The organism is Pseudomonas floridensis (assembly GCF_002087235.1).
In the GTDB taxonomy this organism is placed as follows: Bacteria; Pseudomonadota; Gammaproteobacteria; order Pseudomonadales; family Pseudomonadaceae; genus Aquipseudomonas; species Aquipseudomonas floridensis.
The window spans coordinates 1-26,293 of the sequence record NZ_MUIO01000049.1 but is presented as its reverse complement, the minus strand read 5'-3'; the positions used below and the strand labels follow the sequence as shown (position 1 = coordinate 26,293).

At 58.9% G+C, this 26,293-nt stretch carries 23 protein-coding genes; 19 read left to right on the top strand and 4 right to left on the bottom strand.

Features of this window, described 5'->3' with window-relative positions; all coding sequences use genetic code 11:
- Nucleotides 1-112: 112 nt before the first annotated feature.
- Nucleotides 113-343, top strand: a complete 231-nt coding sequence (locus BZK31_RS13620) for a hypothetical protein (RefSeq protein WP_083183503.1) — start codon at nt 113-115, stop codon at nt 341-343.
- A 61-nt stretch (nt 344-404) separates the two neighbouring features.
- Here BZK31_RS13620 and BZK31_RS13615 read toward each other — a convergent pair whose 3' ends face one another.
- The 4 genes from BZK31_RS13615 to map form a co-directional block, all read right to left on the bottom strand.
- Nucleotides 405-1,229 (bottom strand): matrixin family metalloprotease, encoded by an 825-nt coding sequence (locus BZK31_RS13615; RefSeq protein ID WP_083183502.1) that lies wholly within the window; start codon nt 1,227-1,229, stop codon nt 405-407.
- A gap of 133 nt (nt 1,230-1,362) precedes the next feature.
- Nucleotides 1,363-2,556, bottom strand: a complete 1,194-nt coding sequence (dapC, locus tag BZK31_RS13610) for a succinyldiaminopimelate transaminase (RefSeq protein ID WP_083183501.1) — start codon at nt 2,554-2,556, stop codon at nt 1,363-1,365.
- A 45-nt stretch (nt 2,557-2,601) separates the two neighbouring features.
- Nucleotides 2,602-5,301 (bottom strand): [protein-PII] uridylyltransferase, encoded by a 2,700-nt coding sequence (locus BZK31_RS13605; RefSeq protein ID WP_083183500.1) that lies wholly within the window; start codon nt 5,299-5,301, stop codon nt 2,602-2,604.
- 64 nt (nt 5,302-5,365) lie between these two features.
- Nucleotides 5,366-6,148 (bottom strand): type I methionyl aminopeptidase, encoded by a 783-nt coding sequence (map, locus tag BZK31_RS13600; protein ID WP_083183499.1) that lies wholly within the window; start codon nt 6,146-6,148, stop codon nt 5,366-5,368.
- Nucleotides 6,149-6,474: 326 nt separating this feature from the next.
- Between map and rpsB the strand changes: the two genes are divergently transcribed.
- The 18 genes from rpsB to BZK31_RS13510 all read left to right on the top strand — a co-directional run.
- Nucleotides 6,475-7,218, top strand: a complete 744-nt coding sequence (rpsB, locus tag BZK31_RS13595; protein WP_004879016.1) for a 30S ribosomal protein S2 — start codon at nt 6,475-6,477, stop codon at nt 7,216-7,218.
- A 190-nt stretch (nt 7,219-7,408) separates the two neighbouring features.
- The gene (tsf, locus tag BZK31_RS13590; RefSeq protein WP_083183498.1) at nt 7,409-8,272 is read left to right on the top strand and encodes a translation elongation factor Ts; all 864 of its coding nucleotides are present in this window, start codon (nt 7,409-7,411) and stop codon (nt 8,270-8,272) included.
- Between the two features lie 207 nt (nt 8,273-8,479).
- Nucleotides 8,480-9,223, top strand: coding sequence for a UMP kinase (gene pyrH / locus BZK31_RS13585; protein ID WP_073164001.1), 744 nt, complete (start codon nt 8,480-8,482; stop codon nt 9,221-9,223).
- On the top strand, nt 9,220-9,777 hold the full coding sequence (frr, locus tag BZK31_RS13580) for a ribosome recycling factor (RefSeq protein ID WP_083183497.1): 558 nt from the start codon (nt 9,220-9,222) through the stop codon (nt 9,775-9,777). Before pyrH ends, frr begins: the two co-directional genes overlap by 4 nt.
- A gap of 16 nt (nt 9,778-9,793) precedes the next feature.
- Nucleotides 9,794-10,549 (top strand): polyprenyl diphosphate synthase, encoded by a 756-nt coding sequence (uppS, locus tag BZK31_RS13575; RefSeq protein WP_083183496.1) that lies wholly within the window; start codon nt 9,794-9,796, stop codon nt 10,547-10,549.
- Nucleotides 10,549-11,364, top strand: a complete 816-nt coding sequence (locus tag BZK31_RS13570) for a phosphatidate cytidylyltransferase (RefSeq protein ID WP_083183495.1) — start codon at nt 10,549-10,551, stop codon at nt 11,362-11,364. The genes uppS and BZK31_RS13570 overlap by 1 nt, the downstream gene beginning before the upstream one ends.
- Complete coding sequence (ispC, locus tag BZK31_RS13565) at nt 11,361-12,551, top strand: 1-deoxy-D-xylulose-5-phosphate reductoisomerase (RefSeq protein WP_083183494.1); 1,191 nt, start codon at nt 11,361-11,363, stop codon at nt 12,549-12,551. Before BZK31_RS13570 ends, ispC begins: the two co-directional genes overlap by 4 nt.
- A gap of 105 nt (nt 12,552-12,656) precedes the next feature.
- Nucleotides 12,657-14,009, top strand: a complete 1,353-nt coding sequence (gene rseP, locus BZK31_RS13560) for a sigma E protease regulator RseP (protein ID WP_083183493.1) — start codon at nt 12,657-12,659, stop codon at nt 14,007-14,009.
- A gap of 74 nt (nt 14,010-14,083) precedes the next feature.
- Nucleotides 14,084-16,471 carry an outer membrane protein assembly factor BamA gene (gene bamA, locus BZK31_RS13555; RefSeq protein WP_083183492.1) on the top strand — a complete coding sequence of 796 codons (2,388 nt, stop codon included), beginning with the start codon at nt 14,084-14,086 and terminating at the stop codon, nt 16,469-16,471.
- Between the two features lie 45 nt (nt 16,472-16,516).
- Entirely contained in the window at nt 16,517-17,020 is a 504-nt protein-coding gene (locus BZK31_RS13550) for an OmpH/Skp family outer membrane protein (protein WP_002554721.1), read from the top strand.
- Between the two features lie 2 nt (nt 17,021-17,022).
- The gene (gene lpxD / locus BZK31_RS13545) at nt 17,023-18,078 is read left to right on the top strand and encodes a UDP-3-O-(3-hydroxymyristoyl)glucosamine N-acyltransferase (RefSeq protein WP_083183491.1); all 1,056 of its coding nucleotides are present in this window, start codon (nt 17,023-17,025) and stop codon (nt 18,076-18,078) included.
- A gap of 109 nt (nt 18,079-18,187) precedes the next feature.
- Nucleotides 18,188-18,628, top strand: a complete 441-nt coding sequence (gene fabZ, locus BZK31_RS13540) for a 3-hydroxyacyl-ACP dehydratase FabZ (RefSeq protein ID WP_024686180.1) — start codon at nt 18,188-18,190, stop codon at nt 18,626-18,628.
- Nucleotides 18,625-19,401: an acyl-ACP--UDP-N-acetylglucosamine O-acyltransferase gene (gene lpxA / locus BZK31_RS13535; RefSeq protein ID WP_083183490.1), complete on the top strand. Its 777-nt coding sequence runs from the start codon at nt 18,625-18,627 to the stop codon at nt 19,399-19,401. Before fabZ ends, lpxA begins: the two co-directional genes overlap by 4 nt.
- Before the next feature lie 2 nt (nt 19,402-19,403).
- Complete coding sequence (gene lpxB, locus BZK31_RS13530; protein WP_083183489.1) at nt 19,404-20,546, top strand: lipid-A-disaccharide synthase; 1,143 nt, start codon at nt 19,404-19,406, stop codon at nt 20,544-20,546.
- Nucleotides 20,547-20,557: 11 nt separating this feature from the next.
- Nucleotides 20,558-21,208, top strand: coding sequence for a ribonuclease HII (gene rnhB / locus BZK31_RS13525; protein WP_083183488.1), 651 nt, complete (start codon nt 20,558-20,560; stop codon nt 21,206-21,208).
- Nucleotides 21,209-21,272: 64 nt separating this feature from the next.
- Nucleotides 21,273-24,794, top strand: coding sequence for a DNA polymerase III subunit alpha (gene dnaE, locus BZK31_RS13520; protein WP_083183487.1), 3,522 nt, complete (start codon nt 21,273-21,275; stop codon nt 24,792-24,794).
- A gap of 127 nt (nt 24,795-24,921) precedes the next feature.
- Nucleotides 24,922-25,869 (top strand): acetyl-CoA carboxylase carboxyltransferase subunit alpha, encoded by a 948-nt coding sequence (locus BZK31_RS13515; protein WP_083183486.1) that lies wholly within the window; start codon nt 24,922-24,924, stop codon nt 25,867-25,869.
- A gap of 66 nt (nt 25,870-25,935) precedes the next feature.
- The coding region (locus BZK31_RS13510) for a PP-loop family protein (RefSeq protein WP_279628799.1) at nt 25,936-26,293 on the top strand (358 nt) is incomplete at its 3' end.

The following is a 26,293-nucleotide window of genomic DNA, read 5'->3' as shown; positions in this document are numbered from 1 at the left end:
CTGGCGCGGATCCGTCCACCACTATAGGTGAAGAACATTTCACCCACCTTACTCTTGAGCGACGGGCGGCGACGGGCAATGATGGCGTTCCACTTGTAAGCTCGGGTGCGTTATGTCTGAACAAGAAAAGAAGAGGGAAGCGGCGCTTATCCGACAACGTTATTACAGGGAACGTCAACGCGCGGAAGGCTTTAAGCAGAACACCATCTGGATTCACAGTGCAGCGGAGACAGAAGGGCGAATGGCAGCGAGGGAAGGAAAGCCGCTGTTGCCCATGCGATCTCAGGATCCTGTCAGTTGGGCGGTCGGGTGGATTGCCGAGACCTTGAGGGTCCGGGATTAGTCTGCACAGGTAAAGGTGCGCCACGTATGACGACAGCCATGCGTGGCGCGTCCTTGATGCGTTACAGTTGTTCGAACTTCGAGTTGCTTCGATCGGGATAGATCGACCGCATGAGCTCGATGTCTTTGGCACTCAACGTCTTTCCAGTATTGATGACTTCAAAATCACCCAGTGTCAGTCCATTGGGGATGTCGAAGTGCATGATCGAGTCACGGTCATAAGCCGAGTAGTGAAAGTCAGCGGCTTCATACTGATCGAGAAAGTTCCTCGCCACCAGCTCTTCGCTGTAGCCCGCCAGAGCCAGCAATTGACGTAGGACCGGCTCGTTCCACGGAATTTTTGCGTCCGGATGCTGATGCTCGTGAACCGCACCGAGTGCGTGCCCGAACTCATGCAGGACAATACGCTCCAGTTCCGGCTTGGGACGCAGATCGCTTTCGAAAATCTCCGCGAAATTGAACTCCATAGTGGCTTTGTCCTGCGCGATCAGCAAGGCGTCGGTGCCCAGTTCGCTCCAGTTCAGATGCGTGTTCAGCCCGATACGAATATCGCTGGGGCCACTGGTCACGAACTCGAACTTCAGGTTCACATGCGGCAGCCATTTGCGGGTGGCGTCGATGATCGGCTGTGTCAGAGGGGCAGGCGGATTTTTCAGAAATGCAATCTTCAGGGTTCGACCGCGTGCCCAGTATTTGTTGAATGCGACCAGAATGCGCGGTTCTCGCTCATTGGGATCGGACGAGTAGCCTGTTTCCGATTCGTAGGTAGGCGTGATCGACGCGTTGGCCGGGTTTTCGCGAATGGCAGCCTCGTAGGACGCCTGATAGTCCTCTGCGTTTCGCATCGAACAGAGCATGGGTAGCGTTGGGCTGGGTGATTCAGACATGCAGATAACCTTTGCTTGAGGTGCGTCCCATAGGAGCGCTTAACAATTGAGACGCAAAGATAATCGGCAGGCAGGCGGTGCAGGTGGTAACTAAATACTCCGCCGCAGTTCGCGTGCGGCGGAGTGTTTTTGCTTACTTGCGGACGAAGTCACGAATCCGTTCAGCGGCTTCGATGCATTCGGCCAGCGGTGCGACCAGCGCCAAACGCACACGGCCCGCGCCCGGATTCACCCCATCGACTTCGCGCGACAGGTAAGAACCGGGCACGACGGTGACGTGCTGATCGACGAACAGGTCGCGGCAGAACGCAGCGTCATCGGTGCCGACATTCGGCCACAGATAAAAGCCCCCGTCCGGGCGCTGCACATCCAGTACCGGGCCGAGGATGTCCAGCACGGCATCGAACTTTTCGCGATACAGGTCGCGGTTCGCGCGTACGTGGTCTTCGTCGTTCCAGGCCGCGATACTGGCCAGTTGCGTTTGTACCGGCATGGCGCAGCCGTGGTAGGTGCGATACAGCAGAAACGCCTTGAGAATATCCGCATCGCCCGCCACGAAACCCGAACGCAAGCCCGGCAGATTGGAGCGTTTGGACAGGCTGTGGAACACCACGCAACGCTTGAAGTCCTGACGACCGAGTTCGACGCAGGCGCTGAGCAGGCCTGGCGGCGGTGTCTGTTCGTCGAAGTACAGCTCGCTGTAGCACTCGTCGGCTGCGATCACGAAATCATATTCGTCCGCCAGCGCGATCAGTTTTTTCAGGGTGTCGACCGGGATAAGCGCGCCGGTCGGGTTGCCCGGCGAGCACAGGAACAGGATCTGGCAACGCTTCCAGATGTCCGGCGTCACGGCGTCGAAGTCCGGGTTGAAGCCGTTTTCGCTCAGGCACGGCAGGTAATGCGGTTGTGCGCCTGCGAGAAAGGCCGCGCCCTCGTAGATCTGATAGAACGGGTTCGGGCTGATGACCAGGCCGTCATCGCTGCGGTTGACCACCGTCTGGGTAAAGGCAAACAGCGCCTCGCGAGTGCCGTTTACCGGCAGAACGTTGCGCGCCGGGTCCATCCAGCCTTGCGGAAGGTCGAACCTGCGGGTGCACCAGCCGGCAATGGCTTCGCGCAGAGCGGGTATGCCCAGCGTGGTTGGATAGACCGCCATCTGGTCCAGGTTGTCGGCCAGCGTTTTGGCGACGAAGTCCGGTGAGCGGTGCTTGGGTTCGCCGATGGACAGTGCAACCGGACGTTTTTCCGGATTGGGCGTCACGCCGCCCAACAGGGCGCGCAGCTTCTCGAACGGATAAGGCTGAAGCAGTTGCATGGCGTTATTCATGAGTCAAGGCTCTCAATGGGCTGCGTCGAGTCGGTTCGTTGAGGGTTAGATACTGATGCGCAAATCGCCGCCGGGCTGCGAGTTGACACTCAGTTGCTTGATGATCGCCTCCTGCAATCGGCTGCACAGTTGCGGATCGGACAAGGGATGGTTGTCGGCGTCGGTAATAAAGAACACGTCCTCCACTCGCTCCCCCAGCGTCGCGATCTTGGCATTCTGTAGCGACAGGTCGAACTCCAGAAAAATCTTGCCGATACGTGCCAGCAATCCCGGCCGGTCCGGCGCGAGCAGTTCGAGCACAGTGACCGGGCGCTGCGCGTCATTGTGAATCGTGACCTGCGGCGCAAAGGCAAAATGCTTGAGCTGCCGTGGCACGCGCCGTTTGATGATGGTCGGGTAATCGTCGGGGTTGCGCAGCGCCTCGGTCAGGCCCTCGCGGATTTCCTGCACGCGTACCGGGTTGTCGCCAATCGAGCCGCCTTCGTTGTCCAGCACGATGTAGGTGTCGAGCGTGAACTGGCTGCTGGACGTAATGATGCGGGCGTCATGAATGTTCAGGTTCAACTGGTCCATCGCCGCCACCGTCACCGCAAAAAAGTCATGCTGGTCGGGCGCGTAGATGAAGATCTGCGTGCCGCCTTCGAACTCGCGCTGAGTGGTTTCCTTGATCAGGACCAGTGGGCCGCCATCGGCTGGCTGTTGCAGGATGGCGTCGCTGTGCCAGGCCACGTCGCCCGCGGTGTGGCGCAGGAAATAGTCATCGCCCAGTGCCGACCAGAGCTGCTCGACATCGTCCGGATCGGTGCCATTGCGCACCAGGATGTCCAGCGCCGCGATCTGTGTGCGGCGGATCTGTTCTTCACGATCGACCGGGTTCTCCAGGCCGCGCCGCAGGGCGCGCTTGGTCTCGGTGTACAGCTGGCGCAGCAGGCTGGCGCGCCACGAATTCCACAGCGTGGGGTTGGTCGCATTGATATCGGCGACGGTCAGCACGTACAGGTAATCCAGGTGCACTTCATCGCCGACGAACTGAGCGAAATCGTGGATGACCTGCGGGTCGGAGAGGTCTTTGCGCTGCGCGGTGGTCGACATCACGAGGTGATGGCTCACCAGCCAGACGATCAGGCGTGTATCCCAGGCGGGCAGATGGTGACGCGTGCCAAAGGCTTCGGCGTCCACGGCGCCGAGTTCGGAGTGATCGCCACCACGGCCCTTGCCGATGTCGTGGTACAGCCCTGCCAGGTAAATCAGTTCCGGCTTCGGCAGGCGGCCCATGATCTTGCTGGCCAGCGGGAATTTTTCCGACACCTCGGTGTACTGCAGTTTGCGCAAGTGCTTGATCAGGTTCAGCGTGTGCGCATCGACGGTATAGATGTGGAACAGGTCGTGTTGCATCTGCCCGACGATATGACCGAACTCCGGCAGGTACAGGCCCAGAATGCCGTAGCGGTTCATGCGGCGCAGATTGCGGTGAATGCCGATCTCGCACTTGAACAGCTCGATGAACAGGCTGGTGTTGCGGATATCGTTGCGGAAATCGTCGTTGATCAGGTGCCGGTGCTCGCGCAGCAGCCGGATGGTGTCGGCGCGAACGCCTTTGATTTCCGGATGCTGCGCCATCAGCACGAAAATCTCGATCATGGCGAACGGCGTCCGTTTGAACACGTTCGGATGGGTCGCTTCTATATAGCCGTCGTGTAGCTGGAAGCGGGAGTTGATCGGCTGCGGCGTGCCACTGTCATCGTCCGACAAAATGACTTCTTCGAAGTGCTGGATGATCAGGTCGCTCAGTTCGGCGATGCTCATGACCACGCGGTAGTACTTCTGCATGAAGCGTTCGATGGCCAGCTTGGCATCGCTGTCCTGATACCCCAGCAAGCCTGCGATACTGCTTTGATAGTCGAACAGCAGGCGGTCTTCGGAGCGTCCGGCCAGCATGTGCAGCGCGTAACGGACCTTCCAGAGAAACTCCTGAGAGGAGGCGAGCAGGTTGTTCTCGCTTTCCAGCAGAAAACCTTCGCCTGCCAGTGCGTGCAGATTCAGGGTGCCGTACTGACGCCGGGCAACCCAGAGAATGGTCTGGATATCACGCAGGCCGCCGGGCGAGCCTTTCACGTTAGGCTCCAGGTTGTACTCGGTGTCGTTGTACTTGTGATGACGGCTTTTCTGCTCGGCGCGCTTGGCCAGGAAGAAGTCCTTGCTCGGCCACATGTGGCGCGGGCTGGTGACTTCCAGCATGCGCTGGCGCAGTCGCTCGGGCCCGGCAATGGTGCGGCTTTCCATCAGGTTGGTGATAACGGTCAGATCGGCCAGTCCCTCCTGGGCGCACTCCTCGACAGAGCGCACGCTTTGTCCGACTTCCAGGCCAATGTCCCACAATAGGGTCAGAAACCGCTCGATAGGCTCGCGAAAGATTTCATGATCGGCACTGTCCAGCAGAATCAGCAGGTCAATGTCGGAGTAGGGGTGCAATTCGCCACGACCATAACCGCCGACGGCCAGCAGGGCGATGTCGGCGTCTTCGCTCCAGTCGAACTGATCCCAGGCCTGGCACAGGATGTTGTCGACGAACCAGGCGCGATCCTCGATTAGTCGGCGAATGTCGCGGCCTGACCGAAAGCGCTCGTCCAGCACATCGCGCGCATTGCGGATGGCTTTTTTGAACGCGGCGATCGGGCTGGCCTTGAGTGCCAGTTCGGCCTGGAACTGGCCGCGGTCGAACAAATCAGGATCTACCTGCGGCATGGAGCGGCTTTCCTCGTGTCGGACTGTGCGAATGTTCTGTCGAGCGATTCAGCTGAATCAGCGGTCAGGGCGATTTGTGCGCGATGGTGTCGTCGCTGCGCAGGGTGAAGATCTCATACCCGTCGGCGGTGACCAGGATCGTGTGTTCCCATTGGGCCGAGAGCTTGCGGTCCTTGGTGATCGCCGTCCAGCCATCGCCGAGAATTTTTGTGTCGGCCTTGCCCTGATTGATCATCGGCTCGATGGTGAAGGTCATGCCCTCAAGCAACTCGATGCCTGAGCCGGCTTCGCCGAAGTGCATGACCTGCGGCTCTTCATGGAACACCTTGCCGATGCCGTGACCGCAGAACTCGCGGACCACGGAGAAACCGTTTTTCTCGGCGTGCCTCTGGATGACCGAGCCGATATCGCCCAGCCGGGTGCCGGGACGGACGATCTCGATGGCCTTGTAAAGGCATTCCTGAGTGACCTTTGACAGGCGCTCGGCCCAGACCGGTACGGTCCCCACATGGAACATCTTGCTGGTGTCGCCGTGATAGCCATCTTTGATGACGGTGACGTCGATGTTCAGCGTGTCGCCGTTCTTGAGCTGCTTGTCGCTCGGGATGCCGTGGCAGACCACCTGATTGATCGAGGTGCAGATCGACTTGGGGAAGCCTTTGTAATTCAGTGGGGCAGGGATGGCTTTCTGCTCGTTGACGATGTAATCGTGGCAGATGCGGTCGAGCTCTTCAGTGGTGACACCGGGCTTGACGTGGGTGCCTATCATTTCCAGGACTTCGGCGGCGAGACGGCCGGCGATGCGCATCTTTTCGATGTCTTCCGGGGTTTTGAGGGTAATAGTCATACAAGGGCTCTCGAAAGGGGCTTTCGGCGTGCGGGGCACGCGGCTGGTAAGCAAAGGCACGATTCTACCAGACCGTCGCAGGGCGAGTGACCATCGCTTCCTTTATATGCACATGACCGGGATGGTAAAGGCGTGGCGAAACAAGCACTTGATTGGAGTTCCGTTCTCTTTCCTTTTGTGATATAAAATGCGCCGCTTTCCAAGGTCCGTCCTGGAAGCCTAAACCCACACACGTGTCGACACGATGACCTGGGTGCCTTTGGCTCATGCCACTGGTTGGTCATTGGGATACGTGGAGGCCTAACCCGACTTATCAAGGAACTATCATGTCCCAAGTCACCATGCGCGATATGCTGAAGTGCGGCGTTCACTTCGGTCACCAAACCCGTTACTGGAACCCGAAAATGGGTAAATACATTTTCGGCGCGCGTAACAAGATTCACATCATCAACCTTGAAAAAACCCTGCCAATGTTCAACGAAGCACTGACTTTCGTTGAGCGCCTGGCGTCGGGCAAAAACAAGATTCTGTTCGTCGGCACCAAGCGTTCCGCTGGCAAGATCGTTGCTGAAGAAGCAGCACGTTGCGGTTCGCCGTACGTCGATCACCGCTGGTTGGGCGGCATGCTGACCAACTTCAAGACCATTCGTCAGTCGATCAAGCGTCTGCGCGAGCTGGAAGTACAGGCAGAAGACGGTACTTTCGCCAAGCTGACCAAGAAAGAAGCCCTGATGCGCACCCGTGATCTGGAAAAACTGGATCGCAGCCTGGGTGGTATCAAGGACATGGGCGGCCTGCCAGACGCTCTGTTCGTCATCGACGTTGATCACGAGCGCATCGCGATCACCGAAGCCAACAAGCTGGGTATCCCGGTCATCGGCGTTGTCGACACCAACAGCAGCCCTGAAGGCGTTGACTACATCATCCCGGGCAACGATGACGCTATCCGCGCCATCCAGCTGTACATGGGTTCGATGGCTGACGCTGTCATCCGTGGTCGTAACAATGTTGCTGGCGGCACCGACGTATTCGTCGAAGAAGCTCCAGCTGCAGCAGCTGTAGAAGGCTGAGTAAAAACGCCTGGCGTTTACTCAGTACGCGAAAAGGGGGCTTAGCCCCCTTTTTGCCACCTAGGAAATGATTTGCTGGCGAGTGCCCGTGGCTTTAGTGTCATGTGCCGCTGCCACCCTGAATTTTCAAGAATTGCACGCCCGGTTAGTCGGGTGGAATGGTTGAAGACCTATCCAAGAGGATTTTGAAATGGCAGAGATTACTGCAGCGTTGGTCAAAGAACTGCGCGAGCGTACCGGCGAAGGCATGATGGATTGCAAAAAGGCCTTGACCAAGGCTGGCGGCGACATCGAAAAGGCAATCGACGACATGCGTGCTTCCGGCGCCATCAAGGCCGCCAAGAAAGCAGGCAACGTTGCTGCTGAAGGCGCTATCGCCATCAAGGACGACGGCAAGGCCGCCGTTCTGATCGAAGTCAACTCGCAGACCGACTTCCTGGCTCTGCAGGACGACTTCAAGGGCTTCGTTGCCGCCAGCGTCGACAAGGCGTTCGCTGACAAGCTGACCACCGTTGAGCCGCTGATCGCTGCTCAGGAAGAAGCACGTCTGGCTCTGGTTGCCAAGACCGGTGAAAACGTCAACATCCGTCGTCTGGCGCGTGTTGAAGGCGACGTTCTGGGTGCCTACCTGCACGGCAACAAGATCGGTGTAGTGGTTGCTCTGAAAGGCGGCGACGCCGAGCTGGCCAAAGACATCGCGATGCACGTTGCTGCCAGCAACCCCGAATTCCTGCTGCCTTCCGACGTTTCGCCAGAAGCGATCGAGCGCGAGAAGAACGTCTTCCTGCAACTGAACGAAGACAAGCTGAAAGGAAAGCCTGCCGACATCGCCGAGAAGATGGTAAGCGGCCGTATCAGCAAGTTCCTGGCCGAAGCCAGCCTGGTCGAGCAAGCGTTCGTCAAGAACCCGGAAATCAAGGTCGGCGAACTGGCCAAGAAAGCCGGTGCTGAAATCGTTTCGTTCACCTACTTCAAAGTCGGTGAAGGCATCGAGAAGCCAGTCGACAACTTCGCTGAAGAAGTAGCTGCTCAAGTAGCTGCCAGCAAGAAGTAAGACGGTTTTTCATACTGTCGCCCCAAAGAGGCTGCCCGCTTACGCGTGCGGCCTCTTTGTCGAAAGAGAAAAGGAATTTTTTCCTTGGAGAATCGGCCCACAAGGCTGCATTCTCCCGACGCTCACGGAGCGTCAAGCTAGAGTAAGCGCAGGCTTCAAATAGCCAGCACAGATTTTTTTCAGAAAACGCCGCAGGAGAGATTCGCAATGGCTCAGCAGGGCAGTGGTTATCAGGCTCGCTATAAACGCATTCTACTCAAGCTTAGCGGCGAGGCCCTGATGGGCTCGGAAGAGTTCGGCATCGACCCCAAAGTGCTGGACCGGATGGCGCTGGAGGTCGGTCAGTTGGTTGGCATCGGCGTTCAGGTCGGACTGGTCATCGGCGGCGGCAACCTTTTCCGTGGTGCAGCGTTGAGTGCGGCAGGCATGGACCGGGTAACCGGCGATCACATGGGCATGCTGGCCACTGTGATGAATGCGCTGGCCATGCGCGACGCACTGGAGCGGGCTAATATTACTGCTATCGTGATGTCCGCCATCTCGATGGTCGGCGTGACGGATCATTACGATCGTCGCAAGGCCATGCGTCACCTCAGCTCCAAGGAAGTGGTGATCTTCGCTGCCGGTACGGGCAATCCGTTCTTTACCACAGATTCCGCCGCTTGCTTGCGTGCAATCGAGATCGACGCTGACGTGGTGCTCAAGGCGACCAAGGTTGATGGTGTGTATACCGCGGATCCGTTCAAGGACCCCAATGCCGAGAAGTTCGATCATCTTTCTTATGATGAAGTGCTGGATCGCAAGCTGGGTGTCATGGATCTCACCGCTATCTGTCTGTGCCGCGACCACAAGATGCCATTGCGTGTCTTTAACATGAACAAACCTGGTGCCCTTTTGAATATCGTCCATGGTGGCGCCGAAGGAACCCTGATCGAGGAAGTCCAACAGTGATCAACGAAATCAAGAAAGACGCTCAGGCGCGCATGCAGAAGAGCCTCGAGTCGCTGGCTCATGCGTTCAGCCGGATCCGTACCGGCAAGGCACACCCGAGCATTCTGGGTGGTGTCATGGTCCCTTACTACGGTGCCGACACCCCGCTGAGCCAGGTTGCCAACGTAACGGTGAAAGACTCCCGCACCCTTCAGGTCGTCGCGTTCGAACGCAACATGCTGGCGGCTGTGGACAAAGCCATTCAGAGCTCCGGTCTGGGCTTCAACCCGACCAACCTTGGCGAACTGCTGCTGATCTCCATGCCGGCGCTGACTGAAGAGACCCGCAAGGGCTTCACCAAGCAGGCGCGTGACGCCGCTGAAGACGGTCGTGTTGCCGTGCGCAACATTCGCCGTGATGCCCTGAGTCAGCTCAAAGATCTGGTCAAGGAAAAGGAAATCAGCGAAGACGAAGAGCGTCGTGCCGCTGACGATATCCAGAAACTGACCGACAAATTCGTTGCGGAAATCGAAGCTGCCGTGAAGCAAAAAGAAGCAGATCTGATGGCTGTATAAGGTTTCGGACGCTTTCATGGAAAAGATAAAACCGGCCGCATCGCCCTCGGTGCCGCGCCACGTTGCGATCATCATGGATGGCAACAATCGCTGGGCCAAGAAACGCCTGTTGCCAGGTGTTGCAGGCCACAAAGCGGGTGTCGATGCGGTGCGTGCCGTCATTGAGGTCTGCGCGGAAGCCCGGGTGGAAGTGCTGACACTGTTCGCGTTTTCCAGCGAAAACTGGCAGCGCCCGGCTGAAGAGGTCGGTGCGCTGATGGAGCTGTTCTTCACGGCGCTGCGTCGCGAGACCAAGCGCCTGAACGAAAACGACATCAGCCTGCGGATCATCGGTGATCGCTCGCGCTTTCATCCCGAGCTTCAGGCTGCCATGCGTGAGGCTGAACTGCGTACGGCCGGCAATAACCGCTTCGTGCTGCAGATTGCCGCCAACTATGGTGGTCAGTGGGATATCGCGCAGGCCGCTCAGCGGTTGGCGCGTGAAGTCCAGGCCGGCCATCTGCAACCGGAAGACATCACGCCCGAGTTGCTGCAAGCCTGTCTGGCCACCGGCGATCTGCCGTTGCCGGACTTGTGCATCCGTACGGGCGGCGAACGTCGCATCAGCAACTTCCTGCTTTGGCAGCTGGCGTATGCCGAGCTGTACTTCTCCGACCTGTTCTGGCCGGACTTCAAACACGATGCCATGCGCGCTGCGCTGGCTGATTTCGCTTCTCGCCAACGTCGCTTCGGTAAAACCAGCGAACAGGTAGAAGCTGGAGCCCGGGCTTAATGCTGAAACAACGGATCATCACGGCACTCATTCTGTTGCCGATTGCCCTGTGCGGCTTTTTCCTGCTGACCGGGGCGTATTTCGCCCTGTTCATCGGTTTCGTGGTCGTTCTGGGCGCGTGGGAGTGGGCCCGGCTGGCCGGTTTTGCCACCCAGTCGATGCGCATCGGGTACGCCGCCGTGGTGGCGGTCCTGCTCTTTCTCATGTACCTGCTGCCGGGGCTCGAGCCTTTCGTACTGGTCGCGGCGGTCATCTGGTGGGCGGTTGCAACGTTCCTGGTGCTGACTTATCCCGCTTCCAGCGAATACTGGGCGAGCGCCGCGTGCAAGCTGGCAATCGGTCTGCTGATCCTGCTCCCAGCCTGGCAAGGGCTGGTACTGATCAAGCAGTGGCCGCTGGGTAACTGGCTGATCCTTTCCGTGATGGTGCTGGTGTGGGCTGCCGATATTGGTGCTTATTTCTCCGGCAAGGCATTCGGCAAGCGCAAGCTGGCCCCCAAGGTCAGTCCGGGCAAAAGCTGGGAAGGTGTCTACGGTGGCCTTGTGGTGAGTCTGGGGATCACGGCGGCGGTCGGTATTTCCCGCGACTGGACGATTGCCCAGTTCATCGCTGCTCTGCTGGGCGCGGCTGTCGTCGTGTTCATCTCGGTGATCGGTGATCTGACCGAAAGCATGTTCAAGCGTCAGTCGGGCGTCAAGGACAGCAGTAATCTGCTGCCGGGCCATGGCGGCGTGCTGGATCGCATTGACAGCCTGACCGCCGCCATCCCGGTATTCGCCGTTCTGCTGTGGGTTGCCGAATGGGGTGTGATGTGAGTCGCCCACAACAGATCACTGTTCTCGGTGCGACCGGTTCCATTGGTTTGAGCACGCTGGATGTGGTGGCTCGTCATCCGGCGCTCTATCAGGTGTTTGCCCTCACAGGCTTCACTCGTCTGGATGAGTTGCTGGCGCTGTGCGTCAGGCATACGCCGCAGTTCGCCGTGGTGCCCGAGCAGGCGGCGGCCCGTAAGCTGCAGGACGATCTTGCCGTTGCCGGTCTGGACACGCGCGTACTGGTTGGCGAGGAAGGGCTGTGTGAAGTCGCGTCCCACTCCCAAGTGGATGCGGTGATGGCAGCGATTGTCGGCGCAGCCGGTCTGCGTCCGACGCTGGCTGCCGTGGAGGCGGGCAAGAAGGTATTGCTGGCCAACAAGGAAGCGCTGGTGATGTCCGGCGCACTGTTCATGCAGGCCGTTCGCGAAAGTGGCGCGGTGCTGTTGCCTATCGACAGCGAGCACAACGCGATTTTTCAATGTCTGCCGGGCGATTTTGCGCGTGGTCTGGGTGCCGTCGGGGTCAGGCGCATCATGCTGACCGCCTCGGGCGGGCCGTTTCGTCAGACGCCTCTGGACCAGTTGCAAGCGGTCACGCCCGATCAGGCATGCGCCCATCCGGTCTGGTCCATGGGGCGCAAGATTTCCGTAGACTCCGCCACGATGATGAATAAGGGGCTTGAACTGATCGAAGCCTGCTGGCTGTTCGATGCGCGTCCATCTCAGGTGGAAGTCGTGATTCATCCGCAGAGTGTGATTCACTCGCTGGTGGACTATGTCGACGGATCGGTTCTGGCCCAGCTTGGCAATCCCGATATGCGTACCCCGATCGCCAATGCACTGGCCTGGCCTGCGCGTGTAGAATCGGGCGTGGCACCGCTGGACCTGTTTCGCATCGGTCAACTGGATTTCCAGCAACCGGATGAAGAGCGTTTCCCGTGTCTGCGGTTGGCCCGCCAGGCGGCGGAGGCGGGTGGCAGTGCTCCTGCGATGCTCAACGCGGCGAATGAAGTCGCAGTGGCAGCCTTTCTGGAGGGGCGCATCGGGTACCTTGAGATCGCCGCGATCATTGAGGATGTGCTGAATCTTGAGCCTGCTGTCCAGGTCGAAGACCTCGAGGCGGTATTTGCTGCCGATAGTCGGGCCCGGGCATTCGCCACTCAGTGGCTTGAGCGAAACGGGCGCTAAGCGGCAGGGCGGCAAAGAAGGGATTGATGGGGTGCGTCACATGCAGGGCCCAGAGTCTGCGATGATAAACACACTTGCCGACAAGTCGGTACCCGGAGAAAGTCGATGAGCGCGTTATACATGATTGTCGGCACCCTGATTGCGCTGGGCGTGCTGGTCACCTTCCACGAATTCGGTCACTTCTGGGTGGCCAGACGTTGTGGCGTCAAGGTTCTGCGGTTTTCCGTGGGCTTCGGCACACCGCTGGTGCGCTGGCACGACCGTCAGGGCACAGAGTATGTCATCGCCGCCATTCCTCTGGGCGGGTACGTGAAGATGCTCGACGAGCGCGAAGGCAATGTGCCGCCGGAGCTTGCTGACCAGTCCTTCAATCGCAAGACCGTTTATCAGCGTTTTGCCATCGTTGTTGCCGGGCCGGTCGCCAACTTTCTCCTGGCTATCGCATTTTTCTGGGTTCTGGCCATGCTCGGTACCGAGCAGGTGCGTCCGGTGATCGGTGCTGTGGAGGCCGGAAGTATTGCCCAGCGCGCTGGACTGGCGCCGGGTCAGGAAATCATGTCCATTGATGGCGAGGCTGTTTCGGGCTGGTCGGCTGTCAATCTGCAACTGGTTCGTCGCCTGGGCGAAAGCGGCACGGTTGCACTCAAGCTGAGAGAGCAGGGATCGACGGTCGATACGTCACGCGAGCTGGTGCTGGATAACTGGCTCAAAGGTGCTGAAGAACCGGACCCTATCAAGTCGCTCGGTATTCGCCCGTGGCGACCGGCCCTGCCACCCGTGTTGGCAGAACTTGATCCGAAAGGCCCCGCTCAGGCGGCAGGCCTGAAGATGGGCGATCGGCTGATTGCTGTCGACGGGCAACCGCTCAACGAATGGCAGCAGGTGGTCGACTGGGTGCGCGAGCGCCCGGGTGCAAAGGTTTCGCTGCGCATCGAGCGCGACGGGGCACAATTGGATATGCCAGTCACCCTCGCTGCCAAAGGTGAGGGCAAGGCAGCCGCGGGTTACCTGGGCGCGGGTGTCAAAGGTGTAGACTGGCCGGCCGAAATGGTCCGTGAGGTCAGCTACGGCCCGTTTGCCGCCATGGCCGAGGGCGTGAAGCGCACCTGGACCATGAGTGTGCTGACGCTCGATTCGCTGAAGAAAATGTTGTTCGGTGAGCTCTCGGTAAAAAACTTGAGTGGACCGATAACCATTGCTAAAGTGGCGGGCGCTTCGGCCCAGTCGGGCATCGGAGATTTTCTGAACTTCCTCGCTTATCTGAGCATAAGCCTGGGAGTTCTGAATTTGCTGCCCATTCCCGTCCTGGACGGGGGGCATTTGCTGTTTTATCTGATCGAGTGGGCGCGTGGTCGTCCCCTTTCGGAAAAGGTTCAAGGTTGGGGGGCACAGATCGGTATCAGTCTGGTAGTGGGCGTCATGTTGCTCGCGCTGGTCAACGATCTGGGCCGACTGTAAAGCGTTGCCGAGTTGCGAATCTGCCGCATTTTGCGGCAGTTTGTTTATTGCCAGTTGGAATAAGAAAGGACTTCATGAAACGTCTGCTGCTAACTGCGGTTCTTGCCGCACTGATGATCGCTGAAGTTCACGCCGAGTCCTTCACCATCTCCGATATCCGTGTCAATGGCCTGCAGCGGGTTTCCGCCGGCAGTGTCTTTGGCGCATTGCCGCTCAACGTGGGCGAGCAGGCGGATGACGGTCGTCTGGTCGATGCTACCCGTGCGTTGTTCAAAACCGGCTTCTTTCAAGATATCCAGCTGGGTCGCGATGGCAACGTACTCGTCATCTCCGTCGTCGAGCGTCCTTCGGTTGCGAGCATCGAGATCGAAGGTAACAAGGCGATCTCCACCGAAGACCTGATGAAGGGCCTGAAACAGTCCGGCCTGGCCGAAGGTGAAATTTTCCAGCGCGCGACCCTCGAAGGCGTGCGTAACGAGCTGCAGCGTCAGTACGTGGCTCAGGGCCGCTACTCCGCCGAGGTTTCCGCTGAGGTCGTGCCGCAGCCACGCAACCGCGTCGGCCTCAAGATCAATATCAATGAAGGCACCGTTGCCGCCATTCAGCACATCAACGTCGTGGGCAACACCGTGTTCCCGGACGAGGATCTGATCGACCTGTTCGAGCTCAAGACCTCCAACTGGCTTTCCTTCTTCAAGAACGACGACAAGTACGCCCGTGAGAAACTCTCCGGCGACCTGGAACGTCTGCGTTCGTACTACCTCGATCGCGGCTATATCAATATGGATATCGCCTCGACTCAGGTCTCCATCACGCCTGACAAGAAAAACGTCTACATCACCGTGAACATCAACGAAGGCGAGAAGTACAGCGTCAAGTCGGTGAAACTCAGCGGTGACCTCAAGGTGCCTGAAGATCAGGTCAAGTCCCTGATGCTGGTTCAGCCGGGCCAGGTGTTCTCGCGCAAGGTCATGACCACGACCTCCGAGCTGATCACCCGTCGCCTGGGTAACGAAGGTTATACCTTCGCTAACGTGAACGGCGTGCCGACACCGAACAACGAAGACCACACTGTCGATATCACCTTCGTCGTCGATCCCGGCAAGCGCGCCTATGTGAACCGCATCAACTTCCGTGGCAATACCAAGTCTGCGGACGAAGTGTTGCGCCGTGAGATGCGTCAGATGGAAGGTGGCTGGGCTTCGACCTATCTGATCGATCAGTCCAAGACCCGTCTGGACCGTTTGGGCTTCTTCAAGGAAGTCAACGTAGAGACGCCACCAGTGCCTGGCACCGATGATCAGGTTGACGTGAACTACGCGGTTGAAGAGCAGGCTTCCGGTTCGATCACCGCCAGCGTCGGTTTCGCGCAAAGCGCGGGTCTGATCCTGGGTGGTTCGATCAGCCAGAACAACTTCCTGGGTACAGGTAACAAGGTCAGCATCGGTTTGACCCGTTCCGAATACCAGAGCCGTTACAACTTCAGCTACGTCAACCCGTACTACACGCCGGACGGCGTCAGCCTGGGCTACAACGCGTTTTATCGCACCACTGACTACGATGACCTCGACGTCGACGTGGCCAGCTACGCCGTAGACAGCCTGGGTGCCGGCATAAGCCTGGGTTACCCGATCAGCGAGACATCGCGTCTGACCTACGGCCTGACCGTGCAGCAGGACGAGATCAAGACCGGCACCTATACCGTTGACGAGATCTTCGACTTTACCGAACGTGAAGGCGACAAGTTCCTGAACTTCAAGGCGTCTGCCGGCTGGTCCGAGTCGACCCTGAACAAAGGCGTATTGCCGACCCGTGGTCACTCTCAGAGCCTGGTGTTCGAAACCACACTGCCGGGCAGCGACCTGTCGTTCTTCAAACTCGATTATCGCGGTCAGTATTTCCACCCGATCACCGACAACTACACCCTGCGTCTGCACACCGAACTAGGGTATGGCGACGGTTACGGCTCGACCTCGGGTCTGCCGTTCTATGAAAACTACTATGCCGGTGGCTTCAACTCGGTTCGCGGTTTCAAGGACAGCACGCTGGGTCCGCGTAGTACACCCAGTCGTGGTGCTGCTGTAACAGGCAACCAGGGTACGGCAGCAGACCCTGATCAAGACCCACTGCCATTCGGTGGCAACGTATTGGTCCAGGGTGGTGTTGAGGTGATGTTCCCGCTGCCGTTCATCAAGGATCAGCGTTCGCTGCGCACTTCCGTGTTCTGGGACGTGGGTAACGTCTTTGACAGTAATTGTGATTCCAACCGAAGGACTGCATCGGGCGAGCGCGTTGAATGCAACAACGTCGACTTCTCCGGCATGGCCAGTTCCGTCGGTGTCGGCGTGACCTGGATCACCGCGCTCGGTCCATTGAGCTTCGCCCTTGCGATGCCAATCAAGAAGCCGGACGACGATTCCGAAACTCAGGTCTTCCAATTCTCCCTGGGTCAGACTTTCTAAGCGCCTGACCTTTGATAACGCAACGAATTCTGTAGGAGTTGTATTGTGCGTAAGTTGACTCAATTGGTACTGCTGGCCACCGTTCTGGTCGCAAGCCCTGCTTTTGCTGACATGAAAATTGCCGTTCTGAACTATCAGATGGCCCTGCTGGAATCGGACGCCGCCAAGAAATACGCGGTGGATGCCGAGAAGAAATTCGGCCCGCAACTGACCAAACTCAAGAGCCTGGAAAGCAGCGCCAAGGGTATTCAGGATCGTCTGGTCAGCGGTGGCGACAAGATGGCTCAGCCTGAGCGCGAGCGTCTGGAGCTTGAATTCAAGCAGAAAGCCCGTGATTTCCAGTTCCAGTCCAAGGAACTGAACGAGGCCAAGGCCGTTGCTGACCGCGAAATGCTCAAGCAGCTCAAGCCAAAGCTGGATCAGGCTGTTGAAGAAGTCATCAAGAAAGGTGGTTTCGACCTGGTATTCGAGCGCGGTGCCGTGATTGACGTCAAACCTCAGTATGACGTTACTCGCCAGGTCATCGAGCGCATGAATCAGCTGAAGTAACCATGAGCGCGACTATAAAACTCGGCCAATTGGCCGAGTTCCTGGATGCCACGGTGCGTGGCAACAAGGACAAGGACATTACAGGGCTGGCCACTTTACAAGAGGCCGGCCCTGATCAGATCAGTTTTCTGGCCAACCCCCAATACCGCAAATTCCTCGTCGATACCAAAGCCGCTGCCGTGCTGCTCAAGCCGGCAGACGCCGACGGTTTCGAAGGAGATGCGTTGTTGGTGCCCGATCCCTACCTGGCCTATGCCCGAATCTCCCATCTGTTCGACCCCAAACCCAAGGCGTCGGCGGGCATTCACCCGACGGCGATTATTGCCGACGATGCGGTGATCGACCCGTCTGCAAGCGTGGGAGCCTTCGTGGTTGTCGAAAGCGGTGCCCGTATCGCTGCGCAGGTCACCCTCGGCGCGCATTGTTTCATCGGTGCGCGTTGCGAGATCGGAGAAGGGGGCTGGCTTGCGCCGCGTGTGACGCTGTATCACGACGTTCGCATCGGCAAGCGCGTGGTCATTCAGTCTGGTGCTGTGCTGGGCGGCGAGGGCTTCGGCTTTGCCAACGAGAAAGGTGTCTGGCAGAAGATCGCCCAGATTGGTGGTGTTTCCATTGGCGATGACGTGGAGATCGGCGTGAATACCGCCATCGACCGTGGCGCGCTGGCGGATACGCGAATCGGTAACGGGGTCAAGCTGGACAACCAGATCCAGATTGCCCACAACGTTCAGATCGGGGACCACACGGCGATGGCAGCCTGTGTTGGTATCTCCGGAAGCACGAAAATCGGCAAGCATTGCATGCTGGCCGGTGGTGTAGGACTGGTGGGGCATATCGAAATATGTGATGGCGTTTTCATCACCGGTATGACGATGGTGACGCATTCCATCACCGAGCCGGGTTCCTATTCTTCGGGTACTGCCATGCAGCCAGCCGCTGAGTGGCGCAAGAGCGCGGCTCGCCTGCGCAAGATCGATGACATGGCCCGGCGTCTGCAAAAGCTGGAAAAGATGGTCGAGACCGTGACCAACGCCGGTAATCCTCCATCTGATGGCTGATACCTTTTTAATATCAAGCGTGCACAGTCGATAAACTGCCTCCTTGATGTAGAGGGGTGCTGCGCCATCGCGAAGCACCCCTAATCTTTACTACAGGCTTCCCCTCGAAATGATGGACATCAAAGAAATTCGCGAATACCTGCCTCATCGTTATCCGTTCCTGCTGGTGGATCGCGTCACGGAACTGGATATCGAGAACAAAACCATTCGCGCTTACAAGAATGTCAGCGTCAACGAGCCTTTCTTCAATGGCCACTTTCCTCAGCACCCGATCATGCCGGGCGTGCTGATCATTGAGGCCATGGCGCAGGCGGCTGGGATTCTGGCGTTCAAGATGCTGGATGCCAAACCTTCCGATGGCACCCTCTATTATTTCGTGGGTTCGGACAAGCTGCGTTTCCGTCAGCCGGTGCTTCCGGGTGACAAGCTGGTGCTCGAGGCCAACTTCCTGAGTTGCAAGCGCCAGATCTGGAAGTTCGAATGCAAGGCCACGGTTGACGGTAAGGCGGTATGCTCCGCTGAAATCATCTGTGCGGAACGCAAGCTATGAGTTTGATTGACCCTCGCGCAATCATCGATCCGACGGCCGTGCTGGCCGACAATGTGGAGGTCGGCCCATGGTCGATCATCGGACCTGGTGTGGAAATTGGCGAGGGTACAGTGGTCGGTCCTCATGTCGTTCTTAAAGGACCGACACGGATCGGCAAACACAATCGTATCTACCAGTTCTCTTCGGTAGGCGAAGACACCCCCGATCTGAAGTACAAGGGCGAAGAGACTCGCCTGGTGATCGGTGATCACAACGTGATTCGCGAAGGTGTGACGATTCACCGTGGAACCGTTCAGGACCGCGCTGAAACCACGCTGGGCGATCACAATCTGATCATGGCGTACGCGCACATCGGTCACGACAGCGTGATCGGCAATCACGTGATTCTGGTCAACAACACGGCGTTGGCCGGGCATGTTCATGTGGATGACTGGGCGATTCTTTCCGGTTTCACCCTCGTTCATCAGTTCTGCCACATTGGCGCGCACAGTTTTTCCGGAATGGGGACCGCCATCGGCAAGGACGTTCCGGCTTTCGTGACCGTCTTCGGCAACCCCGCCGAGGCACGCAGTATGAATTTCGAAGGCATGCGTCGTCGCGGTTTTTCCGAAGAGGCCATTCATGCCCTGCGCCGGGCTTACAAGACGGTTTATCGCCAAGGGCTGACCATCGATCAGGCCGTTGCCGAACTGGCCGAGCCTGCCGCGCTGTTTCCCGAGGTGGCGGTGTTCGTTGAGTCGATCCAGGCGTCGACCCGCGGCATCACCCGCTGACTATGACGAAGCCATTGCGTATCGCGCTGGTGGCCGGCGAGGCCTCCGGCGACATTCTCGGGTCCGGTCTGATGCGGGCCATCAAGGCGCGTCACCCCAATGTCGAGTTCATCGGCGTGGGCGGCCCGCTGATGGAAGCGCAAGGTATGCAGTCGTACTTCCCCATGGAGCGTTTGTCGGTCATGGGGCTGGTCGAAGTGCTGGGGAGGCTGCGTGAGCTGCTCGGCCGACGCAAGTTGCTGGTGCAGACTCTGATCGATGAAAAGCCCGATGTGTTCATCGGTATCGACGCGCCGGACTTCACCCTCAATATCGAACTGCAATTGCGTCGCGTCGGGATCAAGACCGTTCATTACGTCAGTCCCTCGGTATGGGCGTGGCGTCAGAAGCGCGTCCTCAAGATCCGCGAGGGCTGCGACCTGATGCTGACGCTGCTGCCGTTCGAAGCCCGATTCTACGAAGAGAAGGGCGTACCTGTCCGATTTGTCGGGCATCCGCTGGCCGACACGATCCCGTTGGAGTCCGACCGTGCCGGTGCTCGTGCCGAACTCGGGCTTGCCGATGATGGCCCGGTGGTTGCTCTCATGCCTGGCAGTCGCGGTGGTGAAGTGGGCCGCCTGGGCGCACTGTTCTTCGATGCCGCCGAACGTCTGTTGGCTCAGCGACCTGCGATGCGTTTCGTGCTGCCATGTGCCAGTCCTCAACGACGTACCCAGATCGAGGCCTTGCTTGAAGGCCGGGATCTGCCCGTCACGTTGCTGGACGGACGGTCGCATGTGGCGCTGGCTGCCTGCGATGCGGTATTGATTGCGTCCGGCACCGCTACGCTCGAGGCATTGCTCTACAAACGACCGATGGTGGTTGCCTACCGCCTCGCGCCGGTTACTTTCTGGATATTGAAACGACTGGTCAAAAGTCCTTACGTGTCGCTGCCCAATCTGCTGGCCCAGCGTCTGCTGGTGCCCGAGTTGTTGCAGAATGACGCCACGCCCGATGCGTTGGCGCAGACACTGCTGCCATTGATCGACGCCGGTCAGGCGCAGACCGAGGGCTTTGACGAGATTCATCGGACGTTGCGACGCGACGCCTCCAATCAGGCTGCCGACGCGGTTTTGAGTCTGCTTGGCCATTCACCTTCACTGTGAGTACGCCGACGATGCAAATGGGTCTGGATTTCAATCTGGTCGAGGATCTGGTTGCCGGTGTGGACGAGGTCGGTCGGGGCCCTTTTTGCGGTGCCGTTGTGACCGCCGCAGTGATTCTCGATCCTGCACGCCCCATCCTCGGCCTCAATGATTCCAAGAAACTCACCGAGGCCCGCCGCGAGAAGCTGTTCGACGAGATCCGGGAAAAAGCCCTGTGCTGGTTCATTGCAAGGGCTGAAGTCGAGGAAATCGATAAGTTGAACATCCTCCACGCCACAATGCTGGCCATGAAGCGGGCAGTGGAAGGCTTGAGCATCACGCCCAGGCTTGCCCTGATTGACGGTAACCGCTGCCCGCAACTGTCCGTGCCTTCCGCGCCCGTGGTGCAAGGTGACGCCAAGGTACCGGCCATTGCCGCCGCGTCCATTCTGGCCAAAGTCAGTCGTGACCGGGAAATGGCGGCCTTCGAACTCGTCTATCCGGGCTACGGCATTGGTGGCCACAAAGGCTATCCGACTCCGGTGCATCTGGAAGCCTTGGCGCGCCTGGGCCCGACCCCGATTCACAGACGTTCCTTCGCGCCGGTCCGTGCGGCCCACGAGGCGCGCGCAGTCATGATGATGGCGCAGGCGCCCATGTCGATCGGTCTGCTGCAGGACTGACGTTTCCCTCAGGGCCCGCTACAATCGCGCCCTCGTTTTCAGTTTTTCGCGCTATAGGATCACCATGCCGGCTTCTTTCGTTCATCTACGCCTGCACACCGAATACTCGCTGGTCGACGGTCTGGTCCGGGTCAAGCCGCTGATCAAGGCGCTGACCGGCATGAATATGCCGGCCGTGGCGGTCACCGATCAGAACAACATGTGTTCGCTGGTCAAGTTCTACAAGGCAGCCCAAGGCGCGGGCATCAAGCCGATCTGCGGTGCCGACCTGTGGCTTGCGGGCCGGGATGAAGACGCCGCGCTCAGTCGCATCAGCCTGCTGGTCATGAACGCGCAGGGTTATCGCAACCTGACCGAATTGATTTCCCGTGGGTTCATTGAAGGCCAGCGCAACGGCCAGATCGTGATTCAGCGTGAGTGGGTCGCTCAGGCCAGTGAAGGTCTGATCGCGCTATCGGCGGCCAAAGAGGGCGAGATCGGCATGGCGCTGCTCGGCGGCAATCCGGGTGAGGCCGACCAGCTGTTGAGCGAGTGGATGTCGGTCTTTCCTGACCGCTTCTACATCGAGGTGCAGCGCACCAACCGCGCCAATGACGAAGAACACCTGCATGCCGCGGTTGCCCTGGCCGATCGCCATGGCGCGCCACTGGTCGCGACCAACGATGTACGCTTCATCAAGCAGACCGATTTCGAAGCTCATGAAACACGCGTCTGTATCGGTGAAGGTCGTGCCCTGGATGACCCTCGGCGCTCGCACAATTACAGTGATCAGCAATACCTGAAAAGCCCGGAAGAAATGGCCGAGCTGTTCAGCGACCTGCCGGAAGCGCTGGCCAACAGCGTCGAAATCGCTAAACGCTGCAACATCGACGTCAAGCTGGGTACCCACTTTCTGCCCAACTTCCCGATTCCCGATGGCATGACCATTGATGAGTATTTCCGCAAGGTGTCGTTCGACGGTCTGGAGGAGCGCCTTGCAGTTCTGCTGCCCAAGGACACTACCGAAGATTACGAGGCCAGGCGTCAGGTCTATGTCGACCGGTTGAATTTCGAGCTGGATATCATCATCCAGATGGGGTTCCCGGGTTACTTCCTGATCGTGATGGACTTCATCCAGTGGGCCAAGAGCAATGGCGTGCCGGTAGGTCCCGGCCGAGGGTCGGGCGCCGGTTCGCTGGTCGCCTACGTGCAGAAGATTACCGATCTGGATCCGCTGGAATACGACCTGCTGTTCGAACGCTTCCTGAACCCGGAGCGGGTCTCGATGCCCGACTTCGACGTCGACTTCTGCATGGACGGTCGCGACCGGGTCATCGATTATGTGGCCGAGAAATACGGCCGCAATGCGGTGAGCCAGATCATCACCTTCGGTTCCATGGCGGCGAAGGCGGTTGTGCGGGACGTGGCGCGGGTGCAGGGCAAGTCCTACGGACTGGCGGATCGTCTGTCAAAAATGATCCCGTTCGAAGTCGGCATGACCCTGGAAAAAGCTTACGAGCAGGAAGAGATTCTGCGCGACTTCCTCAAGGTCGATGAAGAGGCTGCTGAAATCTGGGAGATGGCCCTCAAGCTCGAGGGCGTCGTGCGTAACGTCGGCAAGCACGCGGGCGGTGTGGTTATCGCCCCGACCAAACTGACGGATTTCTCGCCGATCTATTGCGACGAGGCCGGTGACGGTCTGGTGACCCAGTTCGACAAGGATGACGTCGAGGCCGCAGGCCTTGTGAAGTTCGACTTCCTCGGCCTGCGCACCCTGACCATCATTGACTGGGCGCTGAAGACCATCAACCGCGACCGCGCCAAGGTCAATGAAGAGCCGCTGGACATCGCGTTCATTCCGCTCGATGACATGCCGACTTACCAGCTGTTGCAGCGCGCCGAAACCACGGCGGTGTTCCAGCTCGAGTCGCGAGGCATGAAAGAGCTGATCAAGAAGCTCAAGCCCGACTGTCTGGAAGACCTCATCGCACTGGTTGCCCTGTTCCGTCCGGGACCGTTGCAATCGGGCATGGTGGACGACTTCATCAACCGTAAGCACGGCCGTGCGGAGCTGTCCTATCCGCACGTGGATTACCAGTACGAAGGCCTGAAACCCGTATTGGCACCGACCTACGGCATCATCCTGTATCAGGAACAGGTGATGCAGATCGCGCAGGTCATGGCGGGCTATACACTCGGCGGCGCAGACATGCTGCGTCGTGCGATGGGTAAGAAAAAGCCCGAGGAAATGGCCAAGCAGCGCGGCGGATTCATTGAAGGTTGCAAGACCAACAATATCGACCCCGACCTTGCCGGTAACATTTTCGACCTGGTGGAGAAGTTCGCCGGCTACGGTTTCAACAAGTCTCACTCCGCCGCTTATGGCCTGGTGTCGTACCAGACCGCCTGGCTCAAGACTCACTACCCGGCGCCTTTCATGGCCGCGGTATTGTCGGCGGACATGCACAACACCGACAAGGTCGTGACCCTGATCGAAGAAGTGCGCACGATGAAGCTGCGTCTCGACGCGCCCGACGTGAACACTTCCGAGTTCAAGTTCACAGTCAGTGACGACGGTCGGATTCTGTATGGTCTGGGCGCGATCAAGGGTGTAGGCGAGGGCCCGGTCGAGGCGATTACCGAAGCGCGCCTGAACGGGCCGTTCAAGGACCTGTTCGATTTTTGCGCCCGTGTCGACCTCAAGCGCGTCAACAAGCGGACCCTCGATGGACTGATCCGCAGCGGCGCACTGGACCGTCTCGGCCCTTACTTCGAACTCGAGCCCAAGGCTTATCAGGCCAATATCGACCGTAACCGCTCGGTGTTGCTCGCCGCGCTGGAAGAGGCCATTCAAGCGGCCGAGCAGACGGCACGCAGTCGTGACAGCGGTCACTGCGACCTGTTTGGTGGACTGTTCGTCGAAGAAGACGCCGATGTCTATGCCAACCATCGCAAGACTCGCGAACTGAGCCTCAAGGACCGGTTGCGTGGTGAAAAGGAGACCCTCGGGCTTTACCTGACCGGTCACCCGATCGACGAATACGAAGGCGAGATTCGTCGTTTCGCCCGCCAGCGCATCATCGACCTCAAGCCGGCCCGGGACACCCAGACGGTGGCGGGGCTGATCATTGCCCTGCGGGTGATGAAGAACAAGAAGGGCGACAAGATGGGGTTCATTACCCTGGACGACCGCTCGGCGCGCATCGAAGCGTCACTGTTCGCCGAAGCCTTCCACTCGGCTCAGTCACTGCTGCAGACCGATGCTATGGTGGTGGTTGAGGGCGAAGTGAGTAATGATGACTTCTCCGGCGGCTTGAGGTTGCGTGCCAAGCGCGTCATGAGTATCGAAGATGCCCGAACCAATCTGGCCGAAAGCCTGCGTGTGACGGTCCATGCCGACGCACTCAAGGGCGACCGGCTGCGCTGGCTCGGCGATCTGTGCAAGCGCCATCGCGGTGCCTGTCCGATCACGGTGGACTACACCGGTAAGGATGCCAAAGCGTTGCTGCAATTCGGAGAAGCGTGGCGAATTGATCCCGCGGACAGCTTGATTCAAGCTCTGCGTGACCAGTTCGGACGTGAGAACGTCTTTCTCCAGTATCGCTGAACGCCGCAGGCTCGACCTGCGCTCAGCCCTGAATTTTAATTCGACCTGACCGCGCCTGTTTCCAGAGGAAAAGGCGCAGACGGATCAACCGGCCGGCCTCTTGGCCGTCGACCCAAGACGGATGCCTATGAACCCGAATTTTCTCGATTTCGAACAGCCTATCGCTGACTTGCAAGCCAAGATCGAAGAACTGCGCCTGGTGGGTAACGATAACTCGCTGAACATCGGCGACGAGATCTCCCGACTGCAAGACAAGAGCCGCACGCTCACCGAAAGCATCTTCGGCAACCTGACCAGTTGGCAGATCGCGCGCATGGCGCGTCATCCCCGTCGTCCATACACCCTGGACTACATCGAAAACATCTTCACCGAGTTCGATGAGTTGCATGGCGACCGCCACTTCTCCGACGACGCGGCCATCGTGGGCGGCGTCGCACGTCTGGAAGGTCAGCCGGTCATGGTCATCGGTCATCAGAAAGGTCGCGAAGTCCGCGAGAAGGTGCGCCGCAATTTCGGTATGCCGCGTCCTGAAGGCTACCGCAAGGCCTGCCGTCTGATGGAGATGGCAGAGCGTTTCAAGATGCCGATCCTGACCTTCATCGATACGCCGGGTGCCTACCCTGGGATCGACGCCGAAGAGCGCAACCAGAGTGAAGCAATCGCCTGGAACCTGCGCGTCATGGCGCGTCTGAAAACCCCGATCATCGCCACTGTCATCGGCGAAGGCGGTTCGGGTGGTGCATTGGCGATCGGCGTCTGTGACCAGTTGAACATGCTGCAGTACTCCACTTACGCGGTCATCTCGCCGGAAGGCTGTGCGTCGATTTTGTGGAAAACAGCCGAGAAGGCGCCGGACGCTGCCGAAGCCATGGGCATTACCGCCGAGCGCCTGAAAGGCCTGGGCATCGTGGACAAGGTTATCAATGAGCCGCTGGGCGGAGCGCACCGTGACCCTGTTGCCGCGTCCGCGCTGATCCGTGAAGAGTTGAGCAGCCAGTTGGCGATGCTCAAGAAGTTCGACAACGAAGCGCTACTGGCGCGTCGTTACGATCGCCTGATGAGCTACGGCCTGTGATGTAAGGTGGGGGCGGACGCTGTTCCGCTCCCGCCTACTGCCGCAAAACCTGACGAACACCTCTCGATGACCACATCCCGATATTCCGGTCACGATCTCTGTACCAGGCTTCTCCAAGCCTTGAACCCCTGGCGCAATGCGCCTGTCTGGCATGTCGGTTTCTCCGGCGGTCTCGATTCCACTGTTCTTCTCCACCTGCTGGTACGGCTCGCCCGCTCCGAGCGCCTGCCCGTGATCAGGGCCATCCATATCCATCACGGCCTGCAGGCCGTTGCCGATGCCTGGCCGGATCATTGTCGAAGCGTGTGCCGCACACTTGATGTACCTTTTCAGAGCATTGCCGTGCAGGTCGAGGCAGGTCCCAGTCTCGAGCAGTCTGCACGCAAGGCGCGCTATGCCGCGTTCGCTGCCCATCTCGGTGCTG

Excerpts from the sequence above, each read along its gene's own strand:
- bamA (WP_083183492.1), top strand. The coding sequence starts at position 14,084 with ATGAAACGTCTGCTGCTAACTGCGGTTCTTGCCGCACTGATGATCGCT.
- dnaE (WP_083183487.1), top strand. The coding sequence starts at position 21,273 with ATGCCGGCTTCTTTCGTTCATCTACGCCTGCACACCGAATACTCGCTG.
- lpxD (WP_083183491.1), top strand. The coding sequence starts at position 17,023 with ATGAGCGCGACTATAAAACTCGGCCAATTGGCCGAGTTCCTGGATGCC.
- rnhB (WP_083183488.1), top strand. The coding sequence starts at position 20,558 with ATGCAAATGGGTCTGGATTTCAATCTGGTCGAGGATCTGGTTGCCGGT.
- rpsB (WP_004879016.1), top strand. The coding sequence starts at position 6,475 with ATGTCCCAAGTCACCATGCGCGATATGCTGAAGTGCGGCGTTCACTTC.
- map (WP_083183499.1), bottom strand. The coding sequence starts at position 6,148 with ATGACTATTACCCTCAAAACCCCGGAAGACATCGAAAAGATGCGCATC.
- rseP (WP_083183493.1), top strand. The coding sequence starts at position 12,657 with ATGAGCGCGTTATACATGATTGTCGGCACCCTGATTGCGCTGGGCGTG.
- uppS (WP_083183496.1), top strand. The coding sequence starts at position 9,794 with ATGGAAAAGATAAAACCGGCCGCATCGCCCTCGGTGCCGCGCCACGTT.
- pyrH (WP_073164001.1), top strand. The coding sequence starts at position 8,480 with ATGGCTCAGCAGGGCAGTGGTTATCAGGCTCGCTATAAACGCATTCTA.
- BZK31_RS13515 (WP_083183486.1), top strand. The coding sequence starts at position 24,922 with ATGAACCCGAATTTTCTCGATTTCGAACAGCCTATCGCTGACTTGCAA.
- BZK31_RS13570 (WP_083183495.1), top strand. The coding sequence starts at position 10,549 with ATGCTGAAACAACGGATCATCACGGCACTCATTCTGTTGCCGATTGCC.
- fabZ (WP_024686180.1), top strand. The coding sequence starts at position 18,188 with ATGATGGACATCAAAGAAATTCGCGAATACCTGCCTCATCGTTATCCG.
- lpxB (WP_083183489.1), top strand. The coding sequence starts at position 19,404 with ATGACGAAGCCATTGCGTATCGCGCTGGTGGCCGGCGAGGCCTCCGGC.
- BZK31_RS13605 (WP_083183500.1), bottom strand. The coding sequence starts at position 5,301 with ATGCCGCAGGTAGATCCTGATTTGTTCGACCGCGGCCAGTTCCAGGCC.
- tsf (WP_083183498.1), top strand. The coding sequence starts at position 7,409 with ATGGCAGAGATTACTGCAGCGTTGGTCAAAGAACTGCGCGAGCGTACC.
- dapC (WP_083183501.1), bottom strand. The coding sequence starts at position 2,556 with ATGAATAACGCCATGCAACTGCTTCAGCCTTATCCGTTCGAGAAGCTG.
- BZK31_RS13615 (WP_083183502.1), bottom strand. The coding sequence starts at position 1,229 with ATGTCTGAATCACCCAGCCCAACGCTACCCATGCTCTGTTCGATGCGA.
- BZK31_RS13620 (WP_083183503.1), top strand. The coding sequence starts at position 113 with ATGTCTGAACAAGAAAAGAAGAGGGAAGCGGCGCTTATCCGACAACGT.
- lpxA (WP_083183490.1), top strand. The coding sequence starts at position 18,625 with ATGAGTTTGATTGACCCTCGCGCAATCATCGATCCGACGGCCGTGCTG.